The organism is Acinetobacter sp. ABJ_C4_1, from assembly GCF_044538495.1.
GTDB lineage: Bacteria > Pseudomonadota > Gammaproteobacteria > Pseudomonadales > Moraxellaceae > Acinetobacter > Acinetobacter nosocomialis_A.
This window is the reverse complement of sequence record NZ_JBIUCQ010000001.1, coordinates 421,647-447,367: the sequence shown is the minus strand read 5'-3', so window position 1 is coordinate 447,367 and position 25,721 is coordinate 421,647. Positions and strand designations below refer to the sequence as shown.

The following is a 25,721-nucleotide window of genomic DNA, read 5'->3' as shown; positions in this document are numbered from 1 at the left end:
CTTTTTTTACGCGATTTCCTTCAAAGGCTAAGGTAGGATTTTAGCTAATTAACCACCAAGGTTTTTTATAATGAGTACACTTATTTACCCAAATTTAAACTTAAAAGATCCTCACTTTAAGGCATTTAAAATATCAGATAATTTTATTCCACCAACACAAGATCACACTTTCAACGCAGAACTTTTTTTAAAAGAAGTCGATGAATATTTAAGTTTATATCCGCAGACTCAGCACATTGATATTTGTTTACATGACTTAAACGGGCATATTCGTGGTAAACGAATTGACATTAAAAGCCTCAAAAACCTCTCTCATGGATGTTATTTTCCACTTTCTGTTTACGCCATGAGCCTTGATGGAAAAGTAATTGAAGAAACAGGCCTAGGAAAATATATTGGTGAACCAGATAGACTTTGCCTGCCCATTTTAGGCAGCTTGCAACCAAGTGCCTTATCCCCAGAATTAAATGCCCAGCTTTACCTATCCATGCAAGAAGAAGATGGTACAGACTGTCGCTATGAACCACGCAATATATTAAAAAAAATATTAAATCAGTTACACGATCATAATTATTTTCCGGTCATGGCTGCCGAGCTAGAGTTTTATCTTTTCTCACCTCAGTATCAGGCTGAAACATGTATAGAAAACCAATGCTTTGATATAGATGCACCAAATAACTATCAACAAGTCCTAGATGAGGTTGAAAAAGCCGCTCTACTACAATCTATTGAAATTACCGCGATTGTTGCAGAGTCATCTCCTGGACAATATGAACTAAATCTTCAACACAGCCATGACATTTTGAAGCTATGCGATCAAATTAATGCTTTAAAAAGAATTGTAAAGCAAGTCGCAAGAAAGCATGATTTAACTGCTTGTTTCATGGCGAAACCGAACTTAGCAAAAGCTGGAAGCGGCATGCATTTTCATATGAGTATGCTGAATCAATACCATGAAAATATATTTAGCTCAGAAGAAGAAAAAGATGAGCTTTCTACCAAATTACTCAGCGCGATTAGCGGACTCATTGAGTTAATGCCTGCATCTATGGCGATTTTAGCGCCTAATATTAATTCTTATAGACGTTTTAAAATTGGTCATCATGTGCCATTAGAAGCCAATTGGGATACCAATAATCGTAATGTCGCAATTCGCATTCCATGCTCGGATGTACAAAATCAACGTTTAGAATATCGAGTTGCTGGAGCTGACTGTAACCCCTATCTTGTTACAGCCACTATTCTAGCAGGTGTATCTTACGGCTTATCTCATAGATTACCGCTGCCAAAACCTGCTCATCTTTTGAAGTTTCAAGATGAACACATTTTATTAGCTAATAATCAGCCAGAAGCCTTAAAAATATTTAAAGGAAGTCTTATTTTAAAAGGATATTTAGGAGCAGACTTTGTCGAACATTGGTACACAGTTAAGCAGGCTGAATATCAAAATATTTACAGCCAAATGACTGAAGCAGAACAACATTGGGATATTTAAATAAAAAAAGCAAAAAACTATAAACCACTTTGCAAACCCTTAGGGAGAAATACCCTAAGGTTTTTTTATATCTAGTTAATGATTTTTCTGCTTGGCTAAAAAACGTAACCCAACACCAGGCTCAGTAGCAATATAACGTGGCTGAATCGCGTTATCTCCCAGTTTACTCCGCAACTTACCCACCAAAATACGCAAATAATGCGTATCTTCCTGATGAGTTGGCCCCCATAGTTCTTTTAAGAGCTGTGGCTGTGTTAAAAGCTGTCCTTGATAGCGCATTAATAGCGTTAAAAGTTGAAACTCTTTTCGAGTTAAAGTAATTGGCTGCTGCTCGACCCAAACCAAACGTTGTGTGACATCGACTTTAAGATAACCATCGTCATATACATGTGCTTCTTGCTGGATTGGTTGATTTCTTAAGATGACACGTATGCGTGCCAAAAGCTCTTGAACACTAAAAGGCTTGGTCATGTAGTCATTTGCGCCAGCATCTAGCAAAGCAACTTTTTCGTATTCATCAGCACGTACAGATAGCACAATAACCGGCACATTCGACCAGCTACGTAACTCTTGAAGGACTTCTTTCCCGTCTAAATCGGGTAAACCCAGATCTAGAACAACCAAGTCGGCACCTTGGGTTGCTAAAGCTTCTAGACCTTTGTAACCCGTTTCGCAGAGCGTGGTTTTATATTTTTGAGTTCTTAAAGCAATGTCTAAAAATTTACGGATTTGAGGCTCATCATCAATAATCACAATGCGTGTTTCTACAGGTGATGTTTCGGAACTTATCATGAATTTACAACTTATTCTTTTACTGGGTGAATGGGTAATCTGATTTGAATTAAAGTACCTTTATTTTGGCGCCCTGAAAATGCCTCTATTGTACCCATATGAGCACCAATAATCGCCTTTACGATTGTAAGCCCTAAACCAGTACCAAACTTTCCACGGTCTCCTCGTTCCATCGTATAAAACATATCAAAAATACGATGTCTTTCGTCTTCAGGAATTCCCGCTCCTCTATCTTCAATTTCAATTTTTACTTCATCTTCTGATGAAAGTTGAGCATGAATCATGACTGGTTCATCTGGAGGTGAAAAGTTTGCGGCATTTTCTAAAACATTAAAAATAGCTTGCTCTACCAGTGCGGGGTGGACATATAAACTAATCGGTTGCTCAGGTAACTGAACGACCACTTGCGTATCTGGTTTATAACGCTTTAAACGGCGGGTTGCTGAACCAATTAATTCATCTACCCCTATCCAGTCTCTTTTTAAAGTTAGACCTTCGTGGCCTAAGCGCGTCATATCAAGCAAGTTTTGAATATAACGATCTAAACGCTCACCTTCTAAATGAATTGTTTCAAGCAGATCTTGCTGGTCTTGTTCTGACATATCAGCTTTAAAATTGGCAAGCGTGTCTGCTGCTCCAATAATAGAAGCAAGTGGTGAACGTAAATCATGTGATACCGAAGATAATAAAGCAGAACGTAATCGCTCTGTTTCACTAGTGACTTTTGCTTGTTCTAGCTCATTGACCAATTGGGTTCGAAGTGCTGCCTGTGCAATATATTCAATTACACTTTCAGTCAGTTTCTTTTGCTCAAAATTTAGAGAAACCACGTCATCCTTAAAGTAAATCCCCACAATACCCAGGCTATTTTTCTGTTCTAAAAGTGGTAAAAACCACCAGTTCGATTGACTAAGAGTATCGGTAAAACGTCCGCACGGTTGTTGATGTTTTAAGCACCATTCTGCGGCTACTTTTTCTTTATCGTTTAGCTCTATGTCGGATGAAATGACTCTATCTTGAATAGAAATCCACACCTTAGTTTGAAGTTGCGTTTCTAAAGTCATACGACCTGTTTGCATGACTTCTTCAAGGTTTACCGCACTAGAAAGTTTACGTGCCAAGTCTTGCATCACTGTGGTGTAGGCATTCGCAGCTTTTAAAGACAAAACCTGATGACGTAACTGAGAAGCCAACCGCCCAGCGATTAAAGCTGCCGCAAAAAAAGCAACAACGGTAACCACCCCTTGGTGTGCTGAAATTTGAAATGTAAAACGTGGCGCTATAAAGAAAAAATTATAGGCCAAGAAACAAATAAGAGCAGCTACTACTGCAGCAAGCATTCGGGTTTTCGTTGCTACAATTAAAACTGAAATAATAAAAATGACAGAAAAGTCTTCAATACCCAATAGAACTTCGGCAAAGTGAGCTATAAAAATACTGACACAAGTAACCGCTAAAACAAAAACACTTTCTTTTAATGATAAAAATGATGGCTTTTCAAGTTGAGTTGTCTTTTTAGTGCCCTGTTCTGGATGCAAAATCGTTAAAGCAATCGAGTTTTCTTGATTTAATAATTGCTGAGCTAAATTTTTCTTAAATAACTTTAACCACCACGGCGAAATACTTTTGCCAATGACCAGATTGGAAATACCTCGATCAACGGCAGCATCCATTAACACTGACGCAGCTCGATGCCCATATAAGACTTCTGTTCGACCACCGAGTTGTCGAGCCAGCTCAAATGCGCGGTCGATCTCGATATATTCTTTTTTATATGAGTTTCCTGAACTCTGTCCAAAGTCCAAACTTTTAGCAACATTCACTACAGTCCATGTTGCTCCATAGCGTTCAGCTAATCGACAACCTGCCCGTACTAAATATTCAGAAGAACCTTGTCCATCTATCGCAATCATCAGTTCATTTTGCAACGAGATAGACTTCAATCCCTTAGAGGTGTAACTCTGTTTTAAATCTAAATCGACATGCTCAGCAACGCATTGCATTGCCAGTTCACGTAAGGCAGTTAAGTTTGAAATGCTAAAAAAGCCTTGCAATGCCAGATTCGCTTGCTCTGGCACATAGACTTTCCCTTGATGGAGCCTTTCAATGAGTTCACTAACAGGTAAATCAATTAAACGAATGTCTCGAATACGATCAAATACACGATCTGGCACAGTTTCATTTACTCGAATGCCCGTAATCTGATGTACCACATCGTTTAAGCTTTCTAAATGCTGAATATTAATGGTCGTAAATACATCAATACCAGCGTCTAGCAATTCATTGACATCTTGCCACCGTCGTTCATGGCGACTATTGGGTATATTACGATGAGCCAACTCATCAACCAAAACAATTTCTGGATGCCTGAGTAAAATAGCATCCAAGTCCATTTCTTCTAAAGTATGCCCCTGATATTGCATTTCCTTTCTAGCAATTTGAGGCAACCCTTCCAAAATTTTTAGAGTTTCTATTCTTCCGTGGGTTTCAACAATACCCACAACAACATCTGTGCCCTGTTGATATAACTCTTTAGCACGGGCAAGCATGGCATAGGTTTTGCCGACACCGGGCGCTGCACCTAAAAAGACCGTTAGTCGACCGGCTTGATATCTGTTGACATGATTTAATAAGGCTTCAGCCTGATTTTCGCGATTGCTTTGCACTTGATATCATCCGGTAAACTAACAATTTTATTTTTAAGTTAATGTATAGATTGTAATTGATCTAAAGCGATATTTAGCTCTAATACATTAACACGAGCTTGCCCTAGTACACCAAACTGAACTGGTTCAATATGCTTTTGGAGTAACTCTTCTACAACTTTAGGGTCTAAATGACGCGCTGGAGCCACTCTGGCAACCTGTAACTGAGCTGCCTCAGGGCTAATATGCGGATCAATACCACTACCTGATTTCGTCACTAAATCACTTGGAATAGGGGCATTACCTGTGTGGTCTTGTTTTTTCACGTCAAGAATCTGAGCATCAATTTGTTTTTGAAGCTCTGGATTGGTAAGAGCTAAGTTTGTGGCCCCCATAGACATTGGGTCATAAGCAACTGCTGAAGGACGTGGATGAAAATAAGCCTCTCCCACAAATGGCTGAGCGACTAATTTTGACCCTAAAACTTTATGATCTATTTCAATCAAACTACCATTCGCTTGATTGTTAAATAAAACCTGTCCCGCACCTGTAGCAATCGCACTATAAACAGCACCACAGCCAACTAAGGTAAAAATTAATAATCCCAAAGATGCTCTTAAGGTCTGACCCAAATTTGCTTCTGAATTTTGTGCATAAGTTTTCATTTCAAACTCCAGATTACAAACCAAATAATTGAACAATCACAACATCAATCGCTTTAATGGCAATGAATGGTAGAACCACGCCACCCACACCATAAATCAACATATTTCGACGTAGTAACTGAGTTGCCGTTGACGGTTTAAATTTCACGCCTCGAAGTGCGATTGGAATTAATAACGGAATAATAATCGCGTTAAAAATTAATGCCGATAAAATCGCGCTGCTTGGACTTGCTAAGTGCATTACATTCAATACTTGCATTTGTGGAATCACAGCAGCGAACAATGCAGGCAAGATGGCAAAGTATTTAGAGACGTCATTTGCTAACGAAAAGGTTGTTAAAGCACCACGGGTAATTAGCTGCTGTTTCCCAATCTCAACTACAGCAAGCAGTTTGGTCGGATCAGAGTCTAAATCAACCATATTGCCAGCTTCTTTAGCAGCTTGTGTACCTGAGTTCATAGCCAAACCAATATCGGCTTGTGCCAATGCTGGCGCATCGTTGGTTCCATCACCAACCATTGCAACTAAACGACCTTGTTGTTGTTCAGTACGAATACAAGCCAATTTATCTTCTGGTTTTGCTTCGGCAATATAGTCATCTACACCAGCTTCAGCAGCAATTGCGGCAGCAGTTAATGGGTTATCACCTGTAACCATGACAGTTTTAATACCCATTTCTCTTAAACGTGCAAAACGTTCTTTAATGCCGTGTTTAATCACATCTGAAAGCTCAATCACACCCAATACATGATGTTGATTTGCGACAACCAATGGTGTTGCCCCTTTTTTGGCAACTTGTTCAACACGTGCTTTTAACTCTAAATCTTGAGAATAATCTTCATCTACAAATTTCAAGATTGCATCTAAAGCACCTTTACGAATTTGGTCACCATTCGGTAAATTCACACCAGAAATTCGAGTCGAAGCACTAAAAGAGATAAATTCGGCTTGCTCAGGTTCTTGCTGTTTTAAACCCCGTTCTTTTGCTAACTTAACAATCGACTTGCCTTCTGGTGTCGGGTCAGCAAGTGAGCTTACCCAAGCAGCAGCTCTTAATTCAGATTCAGTCACAGAAGTTAAAGGATAAAATGAGGTTGCTTGACGGTCACCATAAGTAATGGTTCCTGTTTTATCCAGTAAAAGCACATCAATGTCACCTGCAACTTCGACAGCTTTACCTGATTTCGCCAAAACATTGGCTTTGAGCGCGCGGTTCATACCTGCAATACCAATCGCAGGTAACAAGCCGCCAATGGTTGTTGGAATTAAGCAGACTAACAATGCTACGAGTACAACTGGATCAAGTTCAATATGCAAATAATGAGCAATAAACGGCAAGCTAATCACAACAATTAAAAACGTGATTGTCATCACCATTAACAAGAAGCCAAGTGCAATCTCATTCGGTGTTTTTTGGCGATTTGAACCTTCAACTAAAGCAATCATACGGTCTAAGAAACTTTGACCAGATTCAGCAGTCACTTGCACAACAATACGATCTGTAAGAACTTTGGTTCCGCCAATAACACCTGAACGGTCAGTTCCAGCTTCACGTAGCACAGGTGCAGACTCACCTGTAACCGCCGATTCATTAATGGTGGCAAAGCCTTCTACAATCTCACCGTCGGCTGGAACAAGCTCACCTGCATGTACTTCAATAAAATCATTTAAATGAAGTTCAGTGGCTGCAATTTGAGTGGTTTGGCGATCTGTCAAAGAATTAAGTCTTCGAGCAGTCAAATTTTCTCTTGCTGCACGTAATGAAGATGCCTGTCCACGACCTCTAGCCTCTGCAACCGCTTCAGCATAGTTAGCAAATAAAATAGTAATAAACAGAATTGCTGTAACCGCGAAACCAAATAACAGCGTGGTGTAATCCAAGATTGTACTAATGCCTGTAAGCACTGTTCCAAGCCATACAATTGCCATCACAGGGTTTTTAATTGCATGCTGCGGTAGCAGTTTCACAAATGCATTTTTCCAAACTTCAAAATTTGGCACTGCCATGGTTTGTTTATGGCTATTTACATGAGTTTGTGTATTCATTTTCACTCGCCTCCTTAGCCTTTAACCAACAAAAGTTGATCGGCAATAGGCCCAAGGACAAGAACTGGCATAAATTGTAATAAGGTAAGCAACACAACAATCGTAATCAGCGTTAAAGCAAAGGTTGGAGTTTCAACTTGAAGACTACCTGCTGTTTCAGGTGCTTTTCTTTTTGCTGCTAAACGTGTCGCAATCATTAATGGCAAAATTAAAGTTGGAAAACGTCCTAACAGTAGAGCGATACTACAAGTGACATTCCACCATACCGTGTTGTCTCCAAGGCCTTCAAAACCTGAACCATTGTTTGCAAAAGCAGAAACATATTCATAGAACACCTGGCTAATACCGTGTGGTCCAGGGTTTGTGATACCTGATAATCCCGGAATACTAAGACTCAAGGCTGTAAAAGCCAGAATAATAAGAGGCTGAATTAAGATAATAATCGCAAGTAACTTGATCTCTGATGCTTCAATTTTGCGCCCAAACAATTCAGGAGTACGACCTGTCATTAAACCTGCAATAAATACGGCAAGTAACAGATAAATCATAAACTGTTGCAGACCACAGCCCACACCACCCCAAATCGCATTAATCAACATGTTGATGAGTTCGACTAAACCAGTAAGTGGCGCAGAAGAATCATGCATCATATTGACCGAACCATTATTCACCTGTGTAGTGATTGCTGCCCAAACTGCTGATGCGGCTGGTCCAAAACGTTGTTCTTTACCTTCCATTACGGCAAGTTGAGATGCTGTCGATGACATACTCTCAGACCAGACAGCTGCTGCACCTGAAATAATCGACATGAAAAGCATGCTGCCAAACACAAAGTAAGCAAACTTTTTACGCTGGGTAAAATGCCCAACCATAAAAATCACGGTAAGTGGAATAAGTAATATCGCAATCATTTCTAGTAAATTAGAAAATGGTGTCGGATTTTCTAAAGGCACACTACTATTTGGACCATACCAACCACCACCATTACTACCCAATTGCTTAATCGCTACCATTGGTGCAACTGGCCCTAAAGGAATTTTTTGGGTTTGTACGGTATTCGCTTTATCAATAAGCTGTACTTCTGGCCCACCCTGAAAAGTTGCAGGCACGCCTTGGCTATTGAGCAACAATGACCAAACAAAACAAAGAGGAAGCAAGAAACGTACGGTGGGACGTATTACATCTGCCCAATAGTTACCAATTAAAATTTGATCTGGCTGTTCAGCAACGTCAGCTGCAATATGGCTTGGACGTTGATAAAAGAAAGCTCTTAAAGTCGCAACAACTAAAGCTAGTCCCATCATTGGTGTGATGACTTGCAAACCTACAATACCTGTCATTTGCGACAAATAAGATAATTGAGCTTGACCAGAATAATGCTGTTGGTTGGTGTTTGTTAAAAATGAAATAACCGTGTGTAATGCTAAATCCCAACTCATATTTGGTGCATGATTTGGGTTTAATGGTAGCCATGCTTGCGTCATAAAAATAGCAAGAATAGCCACTGCAAGAAAAATACAGCTCACAACAAATGCTAAAGAATATTGTTTCCAGTTCATTTGTTGTTGTGGAGATATACCTAACAAGCGATATACAGGATTTTCAATCCAACGAAATAATCCATCGCCAACCATCGGCTGATTTGTCATCACTTTGGATAGATATTTGCTGAGGCACCATGCTAAAAAAATAGCAATAAATAAAACAAGGATAAGTTCTAACATGGCTATTCTCCTCTATACCCCTTGGCTTGATTTGCCAAAATGAAAATAAGGAGAGATGGGGAAATATCATTTGTTTTTAGTCCGCATAAGGCTATGCCAGACTGATGCAAGATGCGCATTTGAGAATTTATAAGCATCTTTATTGTCCTGAAGTAACACTAATTTAGTGGATTTCAGTATGGATAAAATGCTCGTAAATTCTCTATTGAGGAACTCAAAGGCCGCGTAAATTTTGCGTAAATTTTAGTTTGAAAGACCTTAAAATTTAAAATTGACGACCGGATAAAGCGGACTATTAGCCTTTAAACTTTCACAATGCCAAAGCTCATATAAAGGGATTTTGACATCAAGTGCTAAAGGTAGTTTTTTAGAATTAAATTGCATATGGTCCAGATCACTTCCCCATGCAATCAAATCTACATCTAAAGAAATATGATGCGATGGACGAACACGTCCAGAATCTGACTCAAGTTTCTTGAGAAAAGATTCAATTTGTTCACAGGCTAAAGTGCTTCTTAATAGACATGCTGAATTCCAGTAATCATCTCCAATACCATCTCGGCATGGAATTTGATAAACAGATGAAAACTGCACTTTCCCCAAAGTTGCTAATTGCGTATAAGCAAAAGTAAAGTGCTGATCTGCGTCTAAATTACTCGCTAGGGCGAGCGCAAAAATTGTTTCTGGTGCGTTCAAGACGAATTCCTACAGCGTTTGCTTCTGCAATGATGGCTGGCTTACGGATGGTTATGGTAATTTTTTCAATTGTTGGAAAGGTTTCAAATAAACATTGCAAAACCAGATGAGCTGCGTGCTCAATTAACTCAGGTTTAGCTTGCTGAATGGTTTGAGCCGATAACTCACAAATCTGCGCATAGTTGAGTGTATCCTCAAGCTTGTCAGACTCCGCAGCTCGGCTCAAATCATTATGGATGGTTAAATCCAACATTAAAGGTTGAATGATTTGTCTTTCCCAGTTGAAACAGCCAATCACTGTCTCAACCTTCAAGCCTTCAATAATAATGGCATCCATAAATTTAAACTGACCTTAGTGCTTTAACAACGAAGCAGGTTCCATATTTTGAACCATTTTCAAACGTTGGTCTGCATAAATATCAGTATATGGTGCGAGTACGCGCATAAAACGATCGAAATAAAGCATTTGCTTAAATAACAAGGCAAAATCTCGAGGGAATTTAATACCGTGGCGCTCGCCTACACCTACCATATCCATCATGATGTCATTTAAATCGGCAGGATTAGTAGACAAAATCTGCTGTGGATCGGCCATTAATACGCCGTTAAACAAACGCTCTAAATCTTGGGCTAAAACCTGAACATCGACCTTGTTATGGGTCATGCCCATTTTCAACATATTTTCAGCCATTGCCTGATAATCAGTTTTTTGTAAGGCATCCATAAATGCAATACACGCTGTCCAGACTTCTGGCTTTAACTGCCCCACAATACCGAAATCGATAAAACCAATTCGGCCATCTTCAAGCAACATTAGATTTCCAGCATGTAAGTCAGCGTGGAAACTCTTACAGAGCATAAGACTACCAAACCATGTATTCATGGCAGTAATCAGCACTTGTGATGGGTCTTTAGCATATTGTTTTACCACACTAAAATCTGTCAAAGAGACACCATATAAACGCTGCATGGTCAACACACGACGCGTAGAAAACTGATGATAAACTTTAGGGGCTGTCGCAGCGTGGTTTTGAGAAATATTTAAATATTCTATAAAGTCATCTAAGTTTTGGGCTTCTTCAATAAAGTCGACTTCACGCACCATACGAGTTTTGATTTCATCAACAATGTCAGAAAGAGCAGCAAACTTGATTTTAGGGACTGCACGTTCAAGCAGCTTTGCAGCCCAGTGCACCACGTTTAAGTCAGTGTATAAAATAGTTTCTACGCCAGGTTTTTGTACTTTTATAACGACATCTTCACCTGTGGTCAGTTTAGCTGCGTGAACCTGAGCAATTGAAGCAGAAGCTAAAGGTTTTTCATCGATATAACTAAAAATCTGGTTTAAATCACGCCCTTCAAATTCAGAGGCAAGCACGCCTTGAATATAACTAAATGGCAGAGTTGGTGTCTGATCTAAACAACCTTGAAATTCTTCTACATATTCACGCGGAAATAGCGATGGTGTACTCGCGATAAACTGACCAAGCTTAATATATGTTGAGCCAAGCGACTCAAAAGTCTCACGCATGAGTTTGGCATTACTTGGCTTATCAGTTGCGTACTTAATACCAGCTTTAGCAGCAACCACTGCGGTTTCACCGATACGGGCAACTGAGCGCAATCCATCAAATAAAATATTTTTTTTCATATTTCTTTAGAACCAGAATATTCGTCTCAAGTGTAGCAAATTTTGATTTATTTGCTGATTAGCTTGCCTGACAAAGTGAACAATTTATATCTTTATCAAAATTAACAATACGTTGTGTCATATTTAATCCATCCCAAAGTAACAGTTTCTGTTTCAGAGGAGTACGATTAAGCCCTAAATATAACAAAGTGTGATGTGCTTGTAATGACGCTATCATTACAGGAGTCGTTGCAAGCACTCCTGACTCTGCACAGCGCAGACCTTCATTGTCATGCTGTTCTTTTGGAAACAAACATTCATAACAAGCTGAATCACCTTCTACCATAAACATTTGCGCCTGAAAGCCAATTGCGGAGGCACTAATTAATGCGACCTGATGCTTCTTACAAGCACTATTTACTAAATAGCGAGTTGTAAAGTTATCACAGCCATCCAGTACCACATCTTGATGTTCAACAAGTCTATCAATGTTATGTTCGTCTAAACGTTCGTTATAGTATTCAACACAGATATAAGGGTTAATTTTCTGTAACCGTTTTGCCAGAATTTCAGCTTTATAACGACCAATATCTTCATGACCAAATGCAATTTGACGCTGTAAATTACTTATCTCAATGGTATCTGCATCAATGAGTGTAATTTTTCCAACCCCTGCTCGCGCAAGTAGCTCTGCACTGCTACAGCCTATTCCACCCGCGCCTACAATCAGTACATTAGCAAGTTTGAGTTTTTCCTGAGCTTCAATATCCCATCCATCAAGTAAAATCTGACGGCTATAGAGATGCATTTCTTCATCACTTAACTCTACAAAATCGATATTTTGAAGCTCGGTCACACGTTAATCCTTTCACTTAGAAGCCAAGTGATTTTATGACTAAGTTAATCATTATGAAAGCTATAAAATGGAAACAACTTTTTTATTCGGTTAATACCCTATCACATTACTTCTCTCACACTTTCTGCAACAATAGAATGAACTAGTTTCTTTGTTACTTAGGCTAAATATGTCTCAATCATATATTGCACCAGTAGAGTTAGAAAAAGCTTATCGTTTATTAAATCATGGTCCAACTGTGCTGGTTTCTGCACAACATGGTGATGACTGCAATGTAATGGCTGCCGCATGGGCATGTGCATTAGAGTTTAAACCTGCCAAAGTGTCTGTAGTTTTAGATAAAAGTACGAAAACTCGACAGCTTGTTGAGCAAAGCGGTTACTTCACCCTACAAGTTCCTTGCTATGCACAGCTTAATATGACCAAGCAACTTGGCACCATTAGTAAATTAGATGACCCACAAAAACTTGAACACTGCGGTGTTGAACTGTTTTATCAAGAAGGTCTTACTAGCCCACTTGTATCAGGTTGTATCGCATGGCTGGTTTGTAAACTTATTCCTGAACCGCACAATCAGTCAGCTCATGATTTATTTATTGGTTCTGTTGTAAGTGCATGGGCAGATAGCCGCGTTTTTAGAGATGGGCACTGGCATTTTCAGGATGCACCAAAAGAACTTCGTAGCCTGCACTATATTGCTGGTGGAACGTTTTACTTGATTGGTGAAGAAGTGAAAGCCGACCTCTAATATAAAAAATAAAGGGAAATTCTAAATATTTCCCTTTGTTCAACTTAGCTTGCGTAGGCTTGCTGCATTTTTGCAATTTCTTGCTGCTTCAATAATCCTCTTTGAATTTTTCCGCTCGTGGTTTTCGGTAGACTATCCACAAACTCGATTTCTTTTGGGTACGCATGCCGAGATAAACGGTTACGAACATATTGCTGTAATTTATCTTTTAATGTTTCACACGCTTGATAAGCAGGTTTAAGCACCACAAAAGCTTTTACTATCTCGGTTCGTTCCGGATCTGGCTTACCAATTACTGCTGACTCTAATACCGCTTCGCACTCTAACAAAGTACTTTCAACATCGAATGGTCCAACTCGGTAGCCCGATGTTGTAATGACATCGTCAGCACGTCCAACAAAATCAATGCCGCCATGTTCGTTTAAAGTGACCGTGTCACCAGTTAAATAATACTTACCAACAAATGATTTGCGATTATTGCCACCATAGCCTTTAAACCACATTAATGGCGACTGCTCCGAGTCCATCGCCAAAATACCAACACCATCAGTTGGTAATTCTTGATAATTTTGGTCTAACACCGCAAAACGATGCCCAGGAATTGCAAAACCAGCTGAACCTACTTTTAATGGGTGCTCAAGCGCATGGTGGTTCGCAATCACCATGCCGAGTTCAGTTTGGCCATACTGATCAAAAATATTGACCTCTAAATCCTGCTTAAACCAGTTCACAACCTCAGGAGTTAATGGCTCACCTGCACTACTCACTACGCGTAAATGTTGTTTAATTGAAGGGTCAAATTTTTCCTTAAACCCAAAGAACATTCGAAATGCTGTTGGCGATCCTGTTAAATTATTTATTTTGTATTTTTTGATCAGCTCAATGGCTTGGTCAACATTAAATGAGCGCTCATCCATAATAATGCTATGCCCCAAGCTTAAAGGCCCAGTAATGCCATAATACAAGCCATACGCCCAGCCCGGATCTGCCAAATTCCAGAATATATCCTCTTCACGCAAATCGACAGCATGAGTCATATAACCTTTAAATGCCAAAATTGCTTTTAGTGGAACGGGTACAGACTTCGCAAGTCCAGTCGTACCAGAGGTAAACATCATTAAAAAGTCATCATCAAAGCTACGATTTACTGGCTCACATTGCTCAGAATAGCGTTGTAAAGATTGCCAAAAATCAAAGTCATGCTCAGATAAAAGACCAGTCTGATGAACAGTGACAATAACCGGAATATTTAAAGTATTCAGTTTAGGGCGCTGTTCATCATTGGTCACAATCAATTTAGTTTGAGCAGTCGTAATACGGTGATCAATCGATTTTGCTTCAAAAGCAGTAAATAAAGGTTGATAAATAGCCCCAATGCGCCATGCTGCCAAAATTGTAATTAATAACTCAGGCGTTCTTGGTAGAAGTCCTGCAATACAATCTCCAGCTTGAATTCCTTGTGCTTTAAAGAAGTTAGCAAGTTTTCCAGAAAGCTCAGCAAGTTGTTCGAAGGTATAGTGCTCTGCCTGCCCGTTTTTTCCTTCCCAAATAAGCGCTGTTTTATTTTTTCCTACATAACGCTCACAGCACTCAACATAAGCATTTATTGCTTGGGGATGCCCAACAAGTTGCTCTTCAATGAGTTTTGCAAGATCAAATTGCTGATAAGCTTCTGCCAAAGTTTTCATGATGCTCACCTTCATTCCGTTTGATGATTGATTTTGTGTAAGGCCACAAAATCTGTCCTGACTGTTATTGTTTTAGCTAAAGCTCGAAGAATATTTCTTCAACTTTTCCATCTATTTCAAAACAAAACTAATAGCAAAAATGCATCATTTCAATTGCAAGAAACCGCACATGGTGTGCGGCTTCTTGCAGTTTTAAGTTTAAAAACTCAATACCTTATGATCTAAACTTGAGCCACTTCACGAGCAATCACCAAGCGCTGAATATCAGAAGCACCTTCATAAATCTGGCTTACACGGACATCACGATAAATTCTCTCAACGGGGAAATCACTGACGTATCCATAACCGCCATGAATCTGGATTGCATCCGAACATACTCGCTCAGCCATAGTTGATGCAAAGAGTTTCGCCATTGAGGCCTCTTTTAAACAAGGTAGTCCCGCATCTTTTAAAGTTGCCGCATGCAAAACTAGCTGATGTGCTGCTTCAATCTGGGTTGCCATATCTGCTAAGCGAAAACCAACCGCCTGATGCTGAACCAGCTCTACACCAAAGGCCTTACGTTCATTTGCGTATTGCACGGCTGCATCAAAAGCAGCTCTTGCCATACCGACAGATTGAGCCGCAATACCAATACGACCAGCCGCTAAATTAGATAGTGCAATTTTATAACCTTCACCTTCTTGCCCCACCAAATTTTCTAAAGGAATCCGGCAGTCCTCTAACGTAATAGTTGCGGTGTCCGAAGCATGTTGACCCATTTTGTCTTCAATACGAGTCACCAAGTAGCCTTGTGTATTGGTCGGTACAAGAAAGCATGAAATGCCTTTTTTGCCAGCCTGTTTATCTGTAACCGCAAATACCAAAGCCACTTGAGCATTTTTACCACTGGTAATAAATTGCTTTACGCCATTGAGAACCCAATGGTCACCATCTCGCTCGGCTTTACATAAAATCGCGCTCGCATCGGAACCAACATGTGGCTCAGTTAAACAAAAGCATCCCAACCATTCGCCAGAGGCAAATTTTGGCAAATAGGTTTGTTTTTGCTGCTCTGAACCGTATGCCAATGTAATACCGCAAATCAAAGAGTTTTGTACGCTTACGATTGTCGAAATAGCACCATCGCCTGCGGCAATTTCCTCAATTGCGAGTACCAAAGATACATAATCCATTCCAGCACCGCCCCATTCATCGGGCACAGTCATTCCCATAGCACCTAGTGCACCTAAATCTTTGAGTTCCTGAGCCGGAAATTCATGGGTCTTATCGCGATGTGCAGCTGTTGGTTTTAACTGATTTTGCGCATAGTTACGCATCATCTCCTGAACCATACTTTGTTCAGCATTTAGAATCATTTCAACATCCTTATTTTTATTATTTTGCTGCCATACGAATCGCACCATCTAGACGGATGACTTCACCATTTAAATATGAATTTTCAGCAATGTGGGCAACCAAACGAGCAAACTCTTCGGGTTTTCCTAAACGAGATGGATATGGCACCATTTGTCCCAAAGCATCTTGCACATTTTGTGGCATGCCCTTAAGCATTGGAGTTTCCATAATTCCTGGCGCAATGGTCATAATGCGAATAGCATGGCGCGCAAGCTCACGAGCGATCGGCAAAGTCATCGCCACAATAGCGCCTTTAGACGCTGAATATGCTGCCTGTCCAATTTGACCGTCAAATGCCGCAACAGAAGCGGTGTTCACAATAACTCCACGGTCCTCTTCACCTGTTTCAACTGTATTTTTACTCATTGCATCTGCTGCAAAACGCAGCATATTAAATGTACCTGTGACATTAATATTTAAAGTCTTTGCAAATAACCCTAAGTCATGAACACCCTCACGGCCAACTACTTTCGCAGAAGGGCCAATACCTGCACAGTTCACCAAACCATGCAAATGTCCATGTTTAACCAACACATCTTTAAAGAACTGTTCTGCAGCAACTTCATCGGTTACATCAAGTTTTACAAAGTCAGTTTTTGATCCTAATTGTTTCGCCTGCTGCTCACCTGCTTCTACATTCATGTCTACTAATGTGACTGAGGCACCTTGTTGCACTAAATATTCAGCCGTTGCAGCTCCTAAACCAGAGCCGCCACCTGTAATCACGAAATGTTTTCCTTGAATTTTCATTATGTAATGTCCTATAGAAATGTTCTTTAACCTTAGTAGTGAGAGTAAAAGTTGTTTTTTTCCGATACAATTTCAAAAAACCTCAAAATGCTTGCAGCTTTTGATCAATCCAAATTTTGAATATGAAATATTTCACTTGAAATACGTAAAAAAATGAGTCTTTGACATGGTTGTCCAATCTTCTTTAAGCAAAGGAACAATTTCGATTGCACTGGTACATGAAGCATTAAGTGCGGCTTATGCCAAGGGGCTAAATACTCAAATTATTTTGAATAAAGCAGGTATTCCTGCTGAATTATTCATGACACCTAAAGCGCGTGTTCCGGTAGCAACGTATGCAAAATTATGGATTGAACTTGCCAATGCCATGAATGATGAATTTTTTGGTATGGATAGCCACCCTATGCGTCGTGGTAGCTATAAATTACTTACAAAACTCGTCAGTACGGCTGAAACTTTAGAAAAGGCTCTCTATGATATTTTGAAGTTTTTTAACTTTGTTTTAGATGATATGCGTGGAGAGTTAATTCGAGAACAAGAAAAAGCTTATTTGGTCATTCGTGATCGTGACCAACCCAAACGTATGTTTACCTACGCAACCTTTTTAATGTTGGTACATGGGCTTATGTGTTGGCTGGTAGATCAGCGAATTGGCTTAAACAATATTGCGGTACGCTGTCCAAAACCAAACGATATTCAAGATTACCTCGTACGTTTTTGTGAAGATATACAATTTAATGCCGAAATAAATCAGGTTGAGTTTGATGCCCACTACTTAGATATTAAAATTAAAAAAGATAAAAAATCGCTTTATGATTTTTTAGAACAAACTCCGCAAAATCTGTTAGTTCGCTTTAAAAATGAAAATGCCTTGAGCGTTCTTATTCGTCGTCATTTATTAAAGCTTCACCCAGCCCAATGGCCCGAACTTAAAGATGTCGCACAGCAACTCAATATTTCGGAAGCTACTGTTCAACGCCGCCTCAAACACGAAGGAGTAAGTTATCAACAAATTAAAAATGAAATTCGCTGTGATATTGCGATTGAACGCTTAAGCAAAAGTAATGATTCAATACAAGACATTAGTGAAGACTTAAACTTCCATGATCCAAGTGCTTTTCACCGTGCCTTTAAAAAATGGACAGGTGTTAGCCCAGGTGCGTATCGAGATAATTTAACTACGCACAAGCAATAGCATATGCATCCAACGAAGCTTTAAGTCTAAACACTTAAGCTTATGATATTTATGTCTTTTAAATTGAATATTTCATATAACGCATTATTTAAAAATTAATAATGCCTATAAAACATTAACTTATAATTTTATCTAAACTTTTATCTTTCAAACTGATTTACAAATCAAAATAACTAAGTTTGTAAGCCACTAAACACATGAAAGGATGATCAATTATTTCATTTTGGTTTTATTTTTATCATGTCTTTAAAATCAAAATTTTCTGTACCAAAGACTTTGTTGGCATCAACATTGGGGTTTGTATTTGCTTCATCTACTTTCGCTGCAATTCCGACTACTCTTAAACTCGACTATGCCTATTATGCTCCAACCAGTTTAGTCGTCAAAGATCAAAAACTTCTTGAGAAAGCATTCCCAAATACTCAAATTAAATGGGTTTTTAGTCAAGGCAGCAATCGTTCATTAGAATATCTCAATAGTAACAGCATCGATTTTGCTTCTACCGCTGGATTAGCAGCTGTATTAAGTCGAGCAAATGGTAGCCCAATTAAAACTGTATATGTACAAAGCCAACCGGAATGGACCGCCCTTGTTGTTGCAAAAGACTCACCAATTAAAAGTCTAAAAGACTTAAAAGGTAAGCAAATTGCAGCCACCAAAGGCACAGATCCATTCTTATTTACACTACAAGCACTAGACACAGTAGGCTTGAGTAAACGCGATGTACAGCTGGTTCATTTACAGCACCCCGATGGAAAAACTGCATTAGAACGCGGTCAAGTAGATGCTTGGGCTGGACTTGATCCTTTAATGGCTTCAGCTCAAATTCAATCGGGTGCGAAATTACTTTATCGTAATGTGGCATTTAATAGTTATAGCGTACTGAGTGTTAAAGAAGACTTTGCAAAGCAAAGCCCTGAAGCGGTAGAAGCCGTTATTAAAGCCTACGAACAAGCCCGAAAATGGGCAAAAGCCAATCCAGATAAAGTGGCAGCACTTTTAGCTCAAGAATCAAAACTCCCTCTACCTGTGGCTAAGCTACAATTGAGCCGAACCAACTTCGATCAAAGCATTCCATCGGCAACTCAAGCACAAGCACTAAAACGTTCTGGGAAAATTTTGACAGAAGAAGACTTGGTTAGAAAAGGCACCAATGTCAATCAAGTCGTTGATCAGTTGTTAGACCCACGTTTTGCTCAAAAAGTCGTGAAATAGTATATGAGTGATTCACTTAACAAAGCTGAGCTAAATCATTTCTTAGCTCAGCAGGCTTTAAAATCGCAGAAAAAGCATTTAAACCATAAATTTACACGTTGGTTTAAAGCGCTACTCATTCCACTCATCTTTTTGGGGGCTTGTGAGTTTTTAGTCAGAAATGGCTATATCGATGCTTATCTACTCCCTGCACCGACTAGTTTATGGCAATCTTTTTTAGATTTAGCTCATAGCGACCTATTTGCCCATATTTATATTAGTACATGGCGTGTTCTATTGGGTTTTATTATAGGAAGTGGTTTAGGTTTAATTTTTGCGATTTGGGTGGGATTAAGTAAAGAAGCAGAAGCTTATTTAGAACCGACCTTTTCAGCAATTAAGTCGATCCCGAGTCTTGCGTGGATTCCATTGTTATTACTTTGGTTAGGAATTGACGAAGGCTCGAAAATTACGCTTATTGCAATCGGAGCATTTTTTCCAACCTATACCAATACAGTTGCAGCAATCCATAATGTAGATAGAAAGCTCATTGAAGTTGGGAAAGTTTATCGGCTTAATGCTTTTCAGCGAATTATATCTATTATTTTACCAGCAGCCTCTCCAGGCATTTTAACGGGTTTACGTAACAGCTTAAGCTTATCGTGGATGTTTATGATTGCAGCTGAACTGATTGCGGCCACACAAGGGATTGGCTATTTACTCAGTGATGGCCGAGAAACGTCTCGACCAGATATTGTTATCATTGCAATTATTTTAGTGGCGTTGCTAGGTAAAGTAACCGATACCTTAATGAAACTTATAGAAAACTGGTTGTTACGTTGGCGTGATACGCTACAAAAATAACTTTAAATCCAACATGCCAAAGTGACTCGATCATTTTGGCCATAGTCTTGAATAGTTTTTATCTCACTAAAACCATGCTCAGCAAATACATTTCGCACAGCTTGTCCCTGATCGTACCCATGCTCTAGTGCAATCCAGCCTTGCGGTTTTAACCAGTTTTTGCCTTGAGCAATAATAATTTCAATATCGGCTAACCCATGATGATCTGCAACCAATGCACGGCGCGGCTCTGTTGCCAAAGCTTGCATGTGTTCATCTTCAGGGTCAATGTAAGGCGGATTAGAAACAATTAAATCAAATTGTTGGGGTTCTAGTGCTTCAAACCAAGCGCCGCAAGCGAATTTCACACGTTGTAAATTATGAGCTTGTGCATTTTCTTTTGCGACATCTAAAGTACGCGCATAAATATCAGTTGCTGTTACCTGCCAATCTGGACGTTCACTCGCTAATGCAAGCGCAATAGCACCTGTCCCCGTTCCTAAATCAACAATATTTGCATTATTTGGCAAATTTAGATTTAAAACAGTTTCAACCAAAACCTCAGTATCCGGACGAGGTACTAAAGTATCAGATGTTACTTTTAAATCGAGCGTCCAAAATGGCTGTGAACCCGTTACATAGGCTAAAGGTTCACCATTTTGGATACGTTCAAGACCAGCCAAGTAGTCTTGCTCTTGCTGAGCCGTTAACTCTTGCTCAAGTCTAAACTTCAATTCAAGCGAATTGATTTTTAGAAAATGCTCAAGCAACCAAGCATTTTCTTGTCGTTCATAACTATCAGGCTCACCACGAATTGCAAGCGCTTGAGCAATATTCATTAGCCGCCATTTTCCTGTGCAAGCATTGCAAGCTGATCTGCCTGATATTCACGATGTAAGCTATCAAGCAATTCAGTTAAATCACCCTCCATAATCGCGTCTAACTTATATAAAGTTAGGTTAATACGGTGATCTGTCATACGACCTTGTGGGTAATTATACGTACGGATACGTTCAGAACGGTCACCAGAACCCACTAAATCACGGCGCATTTCAGAAGTTGCTGCATCAGCGGCTGCACGTTTTGCATTTTCTAAACGTGATACTAACAAGGCCATCGCTTTAGCTTTGTTTTTATGCTGTGAACGTTCTTCTTGACACTCAACGACTGTACCCGTTGGAATGTGAGTAATACGCACTGCCGAATCGGTTTTGTTAATGTGCTGACCACCCGCACCTGACGCACGGTAAGTATCAATACGTAAATCTGCCGGGTTAATTTCAACGTTAGTATCAACATCAATTTCAGGCAAGATCGCTACCGTACAAGCTGAGGTATGTACACGACCTTGTGATTCAGTGGCTGGCACACGTTGTACACGGTGAGCACCACTTTCAAACTTCAAGCGGCCATACACACCATCACCATCTACACGGCAAATAACTTCTTTAAAGCCACCATGCTCACCTTCATTTTCAGAAAGGACTTCAATACGCCAGCCTTGTGTCTCGGCATATTTGCTGTACATACGGAACAAATCGCCTGAGAAAATTGCAGCTTCATCACCGCCCGTTCCGGCACGAATTTCTAAATACGCAGCATTAGAGTCATTTGGATCTTTTGGAATCATCAAGATATTGAGCTGGCTTTCTAGTTCTTCAAGCAATGCTTTATTCGCTTGAATTTCTTCTTCTGCCATATCTTTAAAGTCAGGGTCTGACTTCATCATTTCAGCAGTTTCAATGTCTTCTTCTGCTTGACGGTATTTGCCCCAAACTTCTGTAATTTCAGTTAAATCACTATGTTCACGAGACAGTTTACGGAAACGTTTGTTATCGGAAATCACTTCTGCATCTGCAAGCAATGCGGTAAGTTCTTCATGACGATCACAGAGTTGATCAAGTCGTAAACGGAGTGACGCTTTCATAAGAGGAAATATCTCAAAAGTCCAAAAAACTTATCTAGATAAATATAAGAAGATAAGCCAAATCATAAAAATAGCGCATAGTTTACAGATTATGCTGATTAAATGACATATGTAATCCTTTAATTCCTGAACTTTAAAAAGACCTTCTTTTCATCTGTAAACCTATTAAATTATATATTGTCCTTCTCAAACACTTATGACTTACGTTCACTAATTTTTATTGTTCAGTTTTTAGATAAGATTGATGGTTTTCCATCCTTTTTTAATAGAAAGCATACAAAGAAGACACTAAACTCTAATAATCGAGTGATGGTTCTCCACATTTGAAGAGAAGTGTTTTGTTACATTTGCCGTAACGAAAGATATAAGGTCCTGCAACTTGGGACATGGAGTAAATGATGAAATTAAATACTTTGTTATGTAGTGCTGTTTTAGCTACTTCTATGATGACTGTAGCACATGCAGACAACACAACTCACGTAGCAGCTGCTTCTGCTTTAGGTAGTGTTGCTGGTACTGCAATTGGTAAAAGCATGGGTGGTACATCTGGCGCAACAATTGGTGCTGCTTTAGGTGGTGCTGGTGGTGCAGCAGTTGCAAGTGATCGTCGTCACCGTACAGAATCTGCAATTGGCGGTGGTTTAGGCGGTGGTGCTGGCTATACTGTTGGTAAAAGCATGGGTGGTACAAACGGTGGATACATCGGTGCTGCTTTAGGTGCGGCAGGTGGTGGTGCTTTAGGTAATAAAATTTCTAAAGACCGCGATTATGATCGATCTTCTAAACACTGGAAGAAAAAACACCGTCATCACCACTAATCACAGTGAAGACATAGATTTAAAAACACCTTCGGGTGTTTTTTTATAGTCAAAATTTTGCCATCCCCCGATATATCGTTCATGATTTATTCACATCTTAATATAAACCATACAAAGCAGACACAAAACTATCGTATCAGCATGGCCCTTCTCCATAATTTTCACGAAATTTTTAATTACATTTAGCTCAAGATATAAAGATTGCTCTTCAGCAAAATGAGCATGGAGTTCCAAAATGAAAATGAATATTTGGTTAGCAAGTGCATTAATCGCAACAACCTCTATGGTGTCAGTTGCACATGCAGATAATGGTACCCGTGTAGCGGCAACTTCTGCTCTAGGTAGTGTAGTAGGTACAGCAATTGGTAAAAGTATCGGTGGTACATCTGGCGCAACAATTGGTGCTGCTTTAGGTGGTGCTGGTGGTGCGGCTGCAGCAAGTGACCGTCGTAACCGTACAGAAGCTGCTATTGGTGGTGCCTTAGGCGGTGGTGCTGGTTATACCGTTGGTAAAAACATGGGTGGTACAAACGGTGGATACATCGGTGCAGCAGTAGGTGCAGCTGGTGGTTCTGCTTTAGGTCGTAAAGTTGGTCAAGACCGTAACTATGATGACCGTTATGACCGTCGTTATGATCGTGACGACCGCCGTTACGATCGTCGCTATGATCGTGATGATCGTGCTTATTATCGTCATGATAATGGCTTACACCGTGGTTGGTATAAACACCACTAATTGGTATACAGATATTAAAAAGCACCCTAGCGGTGCTTTTTAATTTGGGAGTAAAATTTATATCGAAAAAAACCGATATACATCACTCCATTTATATCGTATTATTTCGATATAACGTTTTTTGAGAATATCGCATGCGATCACTTCAAGACACCAAATTTTCAATTTTGGAGCTTGCTCCTATACGTGATGATAAAACAATCGAGTTTTCATTACGTCATGCATTAGAGCTCGCCCAACATGCAGAAAAATTAGGTTATGACCGTTTTTGGCTTGCAGAACATCATAATATGGATGGAATTGCGAGTTCAGCAACCGCTGTTTTACTTGGCTTTATCGCGGCTCATACCCAACGCATTCGTTTAGGTTCAGGTGGTATCATGCTACCAAACCATGCACCGTTAGTGGTTGCAGAACAATTCGGTACATTAGCAACCTTATATCCAAATCGTATTGAGCTAGGTTTAGGTCGTGCTCCGGGTACAGATCAGGTCACTATGCGTGCCTTACGTCGCGGGCATCAGGAAACGGAAGACCAGTTCCCAAGAGATGTTGTTGAGATTTTGCAATATTTTAAAGCGCCTCAACCCGGCCAAAGAATTATTGCCACTCCAGGACAAAATACTCATGTACCTGTCTGGTTATTGGGTTCAAGCTTATTTAGCGCGCAATTGGCTGCGAAACTAGGATTACCCTATTCATTTGCATCGCATTTTGCACCACGCATGCTTGGTCAAGCGATCGAACTTTATCGTGAAAATTTCGAACCTTCTGAATATTTGGACAAGCCTTATGTTTCAATGGGTGTTCCTGTTGTGGTTGCTAATACAGATGAAGAAGCTCAGTTCCTAGCAACAAGCGCATACCAACGTGTTTTAGGATTAATTCGTGGTGAAAGTTTGAAACTCAAACCGCCAGTTACATCAATGCAAGGACTATGGAACACAGCAGAACAGCTTTCTGTTGAAAATTTCTATACGATGGCTCAAATCGGTTCAGCTGAAACAGTACGTTCAGGTTTAGAAAAGCTTTTGGCTACATATGAAGTCGATGAGTTTATTTTTACTTGTGATGTCTATGATACAAATAAACGTTTAGACAGCTTCACTCAATTAATGCAATTAAAATCAAACAATTAATATATACACAAAGTCTCATGCTTGAATCAGTTTCAAGCATGAGATAACCACCTATCTGAAAATACTTTACCCAAACTACTTGCTTGGTTATTTATATTAAAACGATAAAAAATCATCATAAATGAAAACCAAAAGGACTTTTAGAAAATGAGTATTGAACTTAAAAATAATGTTGCCAAATCAGCTACTTTTCAAAATGCAGTTCAGGATTTTGACGCCTTTACTGGGCAAATTCTTTTATCAAATACAATCAAAGCATATGATTTTTCTAATTTAAATGTAGCGATTATTGGAACAGATCAGGAAACTGTCACGCACTTAGAAAAAATTTGCCAACAAGTAAAATTTGTAACTGTATTTCAAATTACACCACATTTTATTTTGCCCCATAGTCAAATCGGCATACATCGCCTCATTACCCACCCGCTTATTGCCAAAAACCGGAGGTTATTTAACAATCGTGTTAAAAGTATCTTAGCTCTGCGTTTTCTTGAAACTCAAGTAAATGAAACATGGCTGAGACGACTTTTAATGCCTAATACAGCACAAGCCAATAAAACATTTTTTAAATCTGATAGCTACTATTCGGCCTTGCAAAGATCAAATTGCAAATTGCAGACTTGGCCAATTATCAAAGTTACCCAAACCGCTATTTATAGTATGGATGGTACTCAACATCCTGTTGATATCATTATTAGAACAACATCTTAAAAATAAAAAAAGCATGGTTGATCG

Annotated in this window: 23 protein-coding genes; 9 read left to right on the top strand and 14 right to left on the bottom strand. The window is 39.5% G+C overall.

What is annotated here, in order from left to right:
* Positions 1-70 precede the first annotated feature (70 nt).
* On the top strand, positions 71-1,495 hold the full coding sequence (locus ACIF8R_RS02055) for a glutamine synthetase family protein (RefSeq protein ID WP_396478755.1): 1,425 nt from the start codon (positions 71-73) through the stop codon (positions 1,493-1,495).
* A gap of 75 nt (positions 1,496-1,570) precedes the next feature.
* On the opposite strand, the gene ACIF8R_RS02050 is transcribed toward ACIF8R_RS02055, so the two are convergent.
* From ACIF8R_RS02050 to ACIF8R_RS02010, 9 genes are all read right to left on the bottom strand, one after another.
* Complete coding sequence (locus tag ACIF8R_RS02050; RefSeq protein WP_284084092.1) at positions 1,571-2,287, bottom strand: response regulator; 717 nt, start codon at positions 2,285-2,287, stop codon at positions 1,571-1,573.
* An 11-nt stretch (positions 2,288-2,298) separates the two neighbouring features.
* On the bottom strand, positions 2,299-4,953 hold the full coding sequence (locus ACIF8R_RS02045) for an ATP-binding protein (RefSeq protein ID WP_396478752.1): 2,655 nt from the start codon (positions 4,951-4,953) through the stop codon (positions 2,299-2,301).
* Positions 4,954-4,991: 38 nt separating this feature from the next.
* Entirely contained in the window at positions 4,992-5,597 is a 606-nt protein-coding gene (gene kdpC, locus ACIF8R_RS02040; RefSeq protein WP_396478750.1) for a potassium-transporting ATPase subunit KdpC, read from the bottom strand.
* Between the two features lie 13 nt (positions 5,598-5,610).
* Positions 5,611-7,650, bottom strand: a complete 2,040-nt coding sequence (gene kdpB / locus ACIF8R_RS02035; protein ID WP_396478748.1) for a potassium-transporting ATPase subunit KdpB — start codon at positions 7,648-7,650, stop codon at positions 5,611-5,613.
* A gap of 8 nt (positions 7,651-7,658) precedes the next feature.
* Entirely contained in the window at positions 7,659-9,368 is a 1,710-nt protein-coding gene (gene kdpA, locus ACIF8R_RS02030; protein WP_396478746.1) for a potassium-transporting ATPase subunit KdpA, read from the bottom strand.
* 258 nt (positions 9,369-9,626) lie between these two features.
* Positions 9,627-10,064, bottom strand: coding sequence for a 2-amino-4-hydroxy-6-hydroxymethyldihydropteridine diphosphokinase (locus ACIF8R_RS02025; RefSeq protein WP_343568185.1), 438 nt, complete (start codon positions 10,062-10,064; stop codon positions 9,627-9,629).
* Positions 10,021-10,401 (bottom strand): dihydroneopterin aldolase, encoded by a 381-nt coding sequence (gene folB, locus ACIF8R_RS02020; RefSeq protein ID WP_009391809.1) that lies wholly within the window; start codon positions 10,399-10,401, stop codon positions 10,021-10,023. The genes ACIF8R_RS02025 and folB overlap by 44 nt, the downstream gene beginning before the upstream one ends.
* Positions 10,402-10,416: 15 nt before the next feature.
* Positions 10,417-11,715: an AarF/ABC1/UbiB kinase family protein gene (locus ACIF8R_RS02015; RefSeq protein ID WP_077164894.1), complete on the bottom strand. Its 1,299-nt coding sequence runs from the start codon at positions 11,713-11,715 to the stop codon at positions 10,417-10,419.
* A 58-nt stretch (positions 11,716-11,773) separates the two neighbouring features.
* A complete protein-coding gene (locus ACIF8R_RS02010) occupies positions 11,774-12,550 on the bottom strand; it encodes a HesA/MoeB/ThiF family protein (RefSeq protein ID WP_396478743.1) in 777 nt (258 codons plus the stop codon).
* A 169-nt stretch (positions 12,551-12,719) separates the two neighbouring features.
* Between ACIF8R_RS02010 and ACIF8R_RS02005 the strand changes: the two genes are divergently transcribed.
* On the top strand, positions 12,720-13,298 hold the full coding sequence (locus ACIF8R_RS02005; RefSeq protein ID WP_396478741.1) for a flavin reductase family protein: 579 nt from the start codon (positions 12,720-12,722) through the stop codon (positions 13,296-13,298).
* Positions 13,299-13,342: 44 nt separating this feature from the next.
* Here ACIF8R_RS02005 and ACIF8R_RS02000 read toward each other — a convergent pair whose 3' ends face one another.
* The 3 genes from ACIF8R_RS02000 to ACIF8R_RS01990 all read right to left on the bottom strand — a co-directional run bounded on the left by ACIF8R_RS02000 (position 13,343) and on the right by ACIF8R_RS01990 (position 17,134).
* A complete protein-coding gene (locus tag ACIF8R_RS02000) occupies positions 13,343-14,986 on the bottom strand; it encodes an AMP-binding protein (RefSeq protein WP_396478740.1) in 1,644 nt (547 codons plus the stop codon).
* Positions 14,987-15,207: 221 nt separating this feature from the next.
* A complete protein-coding gene (locus ACIF8R_RS01995; protein WP_000602467.1) occupies positions 15,208-16,344 on the bottom strand; it encodes an acyl-CoA dehydrogenase family protein in 1,137 nt (378 codons plus the stop codon).
* Between the two features lie 19 nt (positions 16,345-16,363).
* On the bottom strand, positions 16,364-17,134 hold the full coding sequence (locus tag ACIF8R_RS01990; RefSeq protein ID WP_396478738.1) for a 3-hydroxyacyl-CoA dehydrogenase: 771 nt from the start codon (positions 17,132-17,134) through the stop codon (positions 16,364-16,366).
* A 166-nt stretch (positions 17,135-17,300) separates the two neighbouring features.
* Here ACIF8R_RS01990 and ACIF8R_RS01985 point away from each other — a divergent pair, with 166 nt between their 5' ends.
* The 3 genes from ACIF8R_RS01985 (at position 17,301) to ACIF8R_RS01975 (ending at position 20,387) form a co-directional block, all read left to right on the top strand.
* Complete coding sequence (locus ACIF8R_RS01985) at positions 17,301-18,329, top strand: AraC family transcriptional regulator ligand-binding domain-containing protein (protein WP_396478736.1); 1,029 nt, start codon at positions 17,301-17,303, stop codon at positions 18,327-18,329.
* 240 nt (positions 18,330-18,569) lie between these two features.
* Positions 18,570-19,544: an aliphatic sulfonate ABC transporter substrate-binding protein gene (locus ACIF8R_RS01980; protein WP_396478735.1), complete on the top strand. Its 975-nt coding sequence runs from the start codon at positions 18,570-18,572 to the stop codon at positions 19,542-19,544.
* A gap of 3 nt (positions 19,545-19,547) precedes the next feature.
* Positions 19,548-20,387 (top strand): ABC transporter permease, encoded by an 840-nt coding sequence (locus tag ACIF8R_RS01975; protein WP_396478733.1) that lies wholly within the window; start codon positions 19,548-19,550, stop codon positions 20,385-20,387.
* 2 nt (positions 20,388-20,389) lie between these two features.
* On the opposite strand, the gene prmC is transcribed toward ACIF8R_RS01975, so the two are convergent.
* The gene (gene prmC / locus ACIF8R_RS01970; protein WP_396478731.1) at positions 20,390-21,205 is read right to left on the bottom strand and encodes a peptide chain release factor N(5)-glutamine methyltransferase; all 816 of its coding nucleotides are present in this window, start codon (positions 21,203-21,205) and stop codon (positions 20,390-20,392) included.
* Positions 21,205-22,293, bottom strand: coding sequence for a peptide chain release factor 1 (gene prfA / locus ACIF8R_RS01965; protein ID WP_002049300.1), 1,089 nt, complete (start codon positions 22,291-22,293; stop codon positions 21,205-21,207). The genes prmC and prfA overlap by 1 nt, the downstream gene beginning before the upstream one ends.
* Before the next feature lie 398 nt (positions 22,294-22,691).
* On the opposite strand from prfA, the gene ACIF8R_RS01960 reads away from it, so the two are divergent.
* The 4 genes from ACIF8R_RS01960 to ACIF8R_RS01945 all read left to right on the top strand — a co-directional run bounded on the left by ACIF8R_RS01960 (position 22,692) and on the right by ACIF8R_RS01945 (position 25,697).
* Complete coding sequence (locus tag ACIF8R_RS01960; RefSeq protein ID WP_002049123.1) at positions 22,692-23,111, top strand: glycine zipper domain-containing protein; 420 nt, start codon at positions 22,692-22,694, stop codon at positions 23,109-23,111.
* A gap of 235 nt (positions 23,112-23,346) precedes the next feature.
* Positions 23,347-23,847 (top strand): hypothetical protein, encoded by a 501-nt coding sequence (locus ACIF8R_RS01955; RefSeq protein ID WP_396478729.1) that lies wholly within the window; start codon positions 23,347-23,349, stop codon positions 23,845-23,847.
* Between the two features lie 134 nt (positions 23,848-23,981).
* Entirely contained in the window at positions 23,982-24,986 is a 1,005-nt protein-coding gene (locus ACIF8R_RS01950) for an LLM class flavin-dependent oxidoreductase (RefSeq protein WP_396478727.1), read from the top strand.
* A gap of 147 nt (positions 24,987-25,133) precedes the next feature.
* A complete protein-coding gene (locus ACIF8R_RS01945; RefSeq protein WP_396478725.1) occupies positions 25,134-25,697 on the top strand; it encodes a flavoprotein in 564 nt (187 codons plus the stop codon).
* Positions 25,698-25,721: the final 24 nt, after the last annotated feature.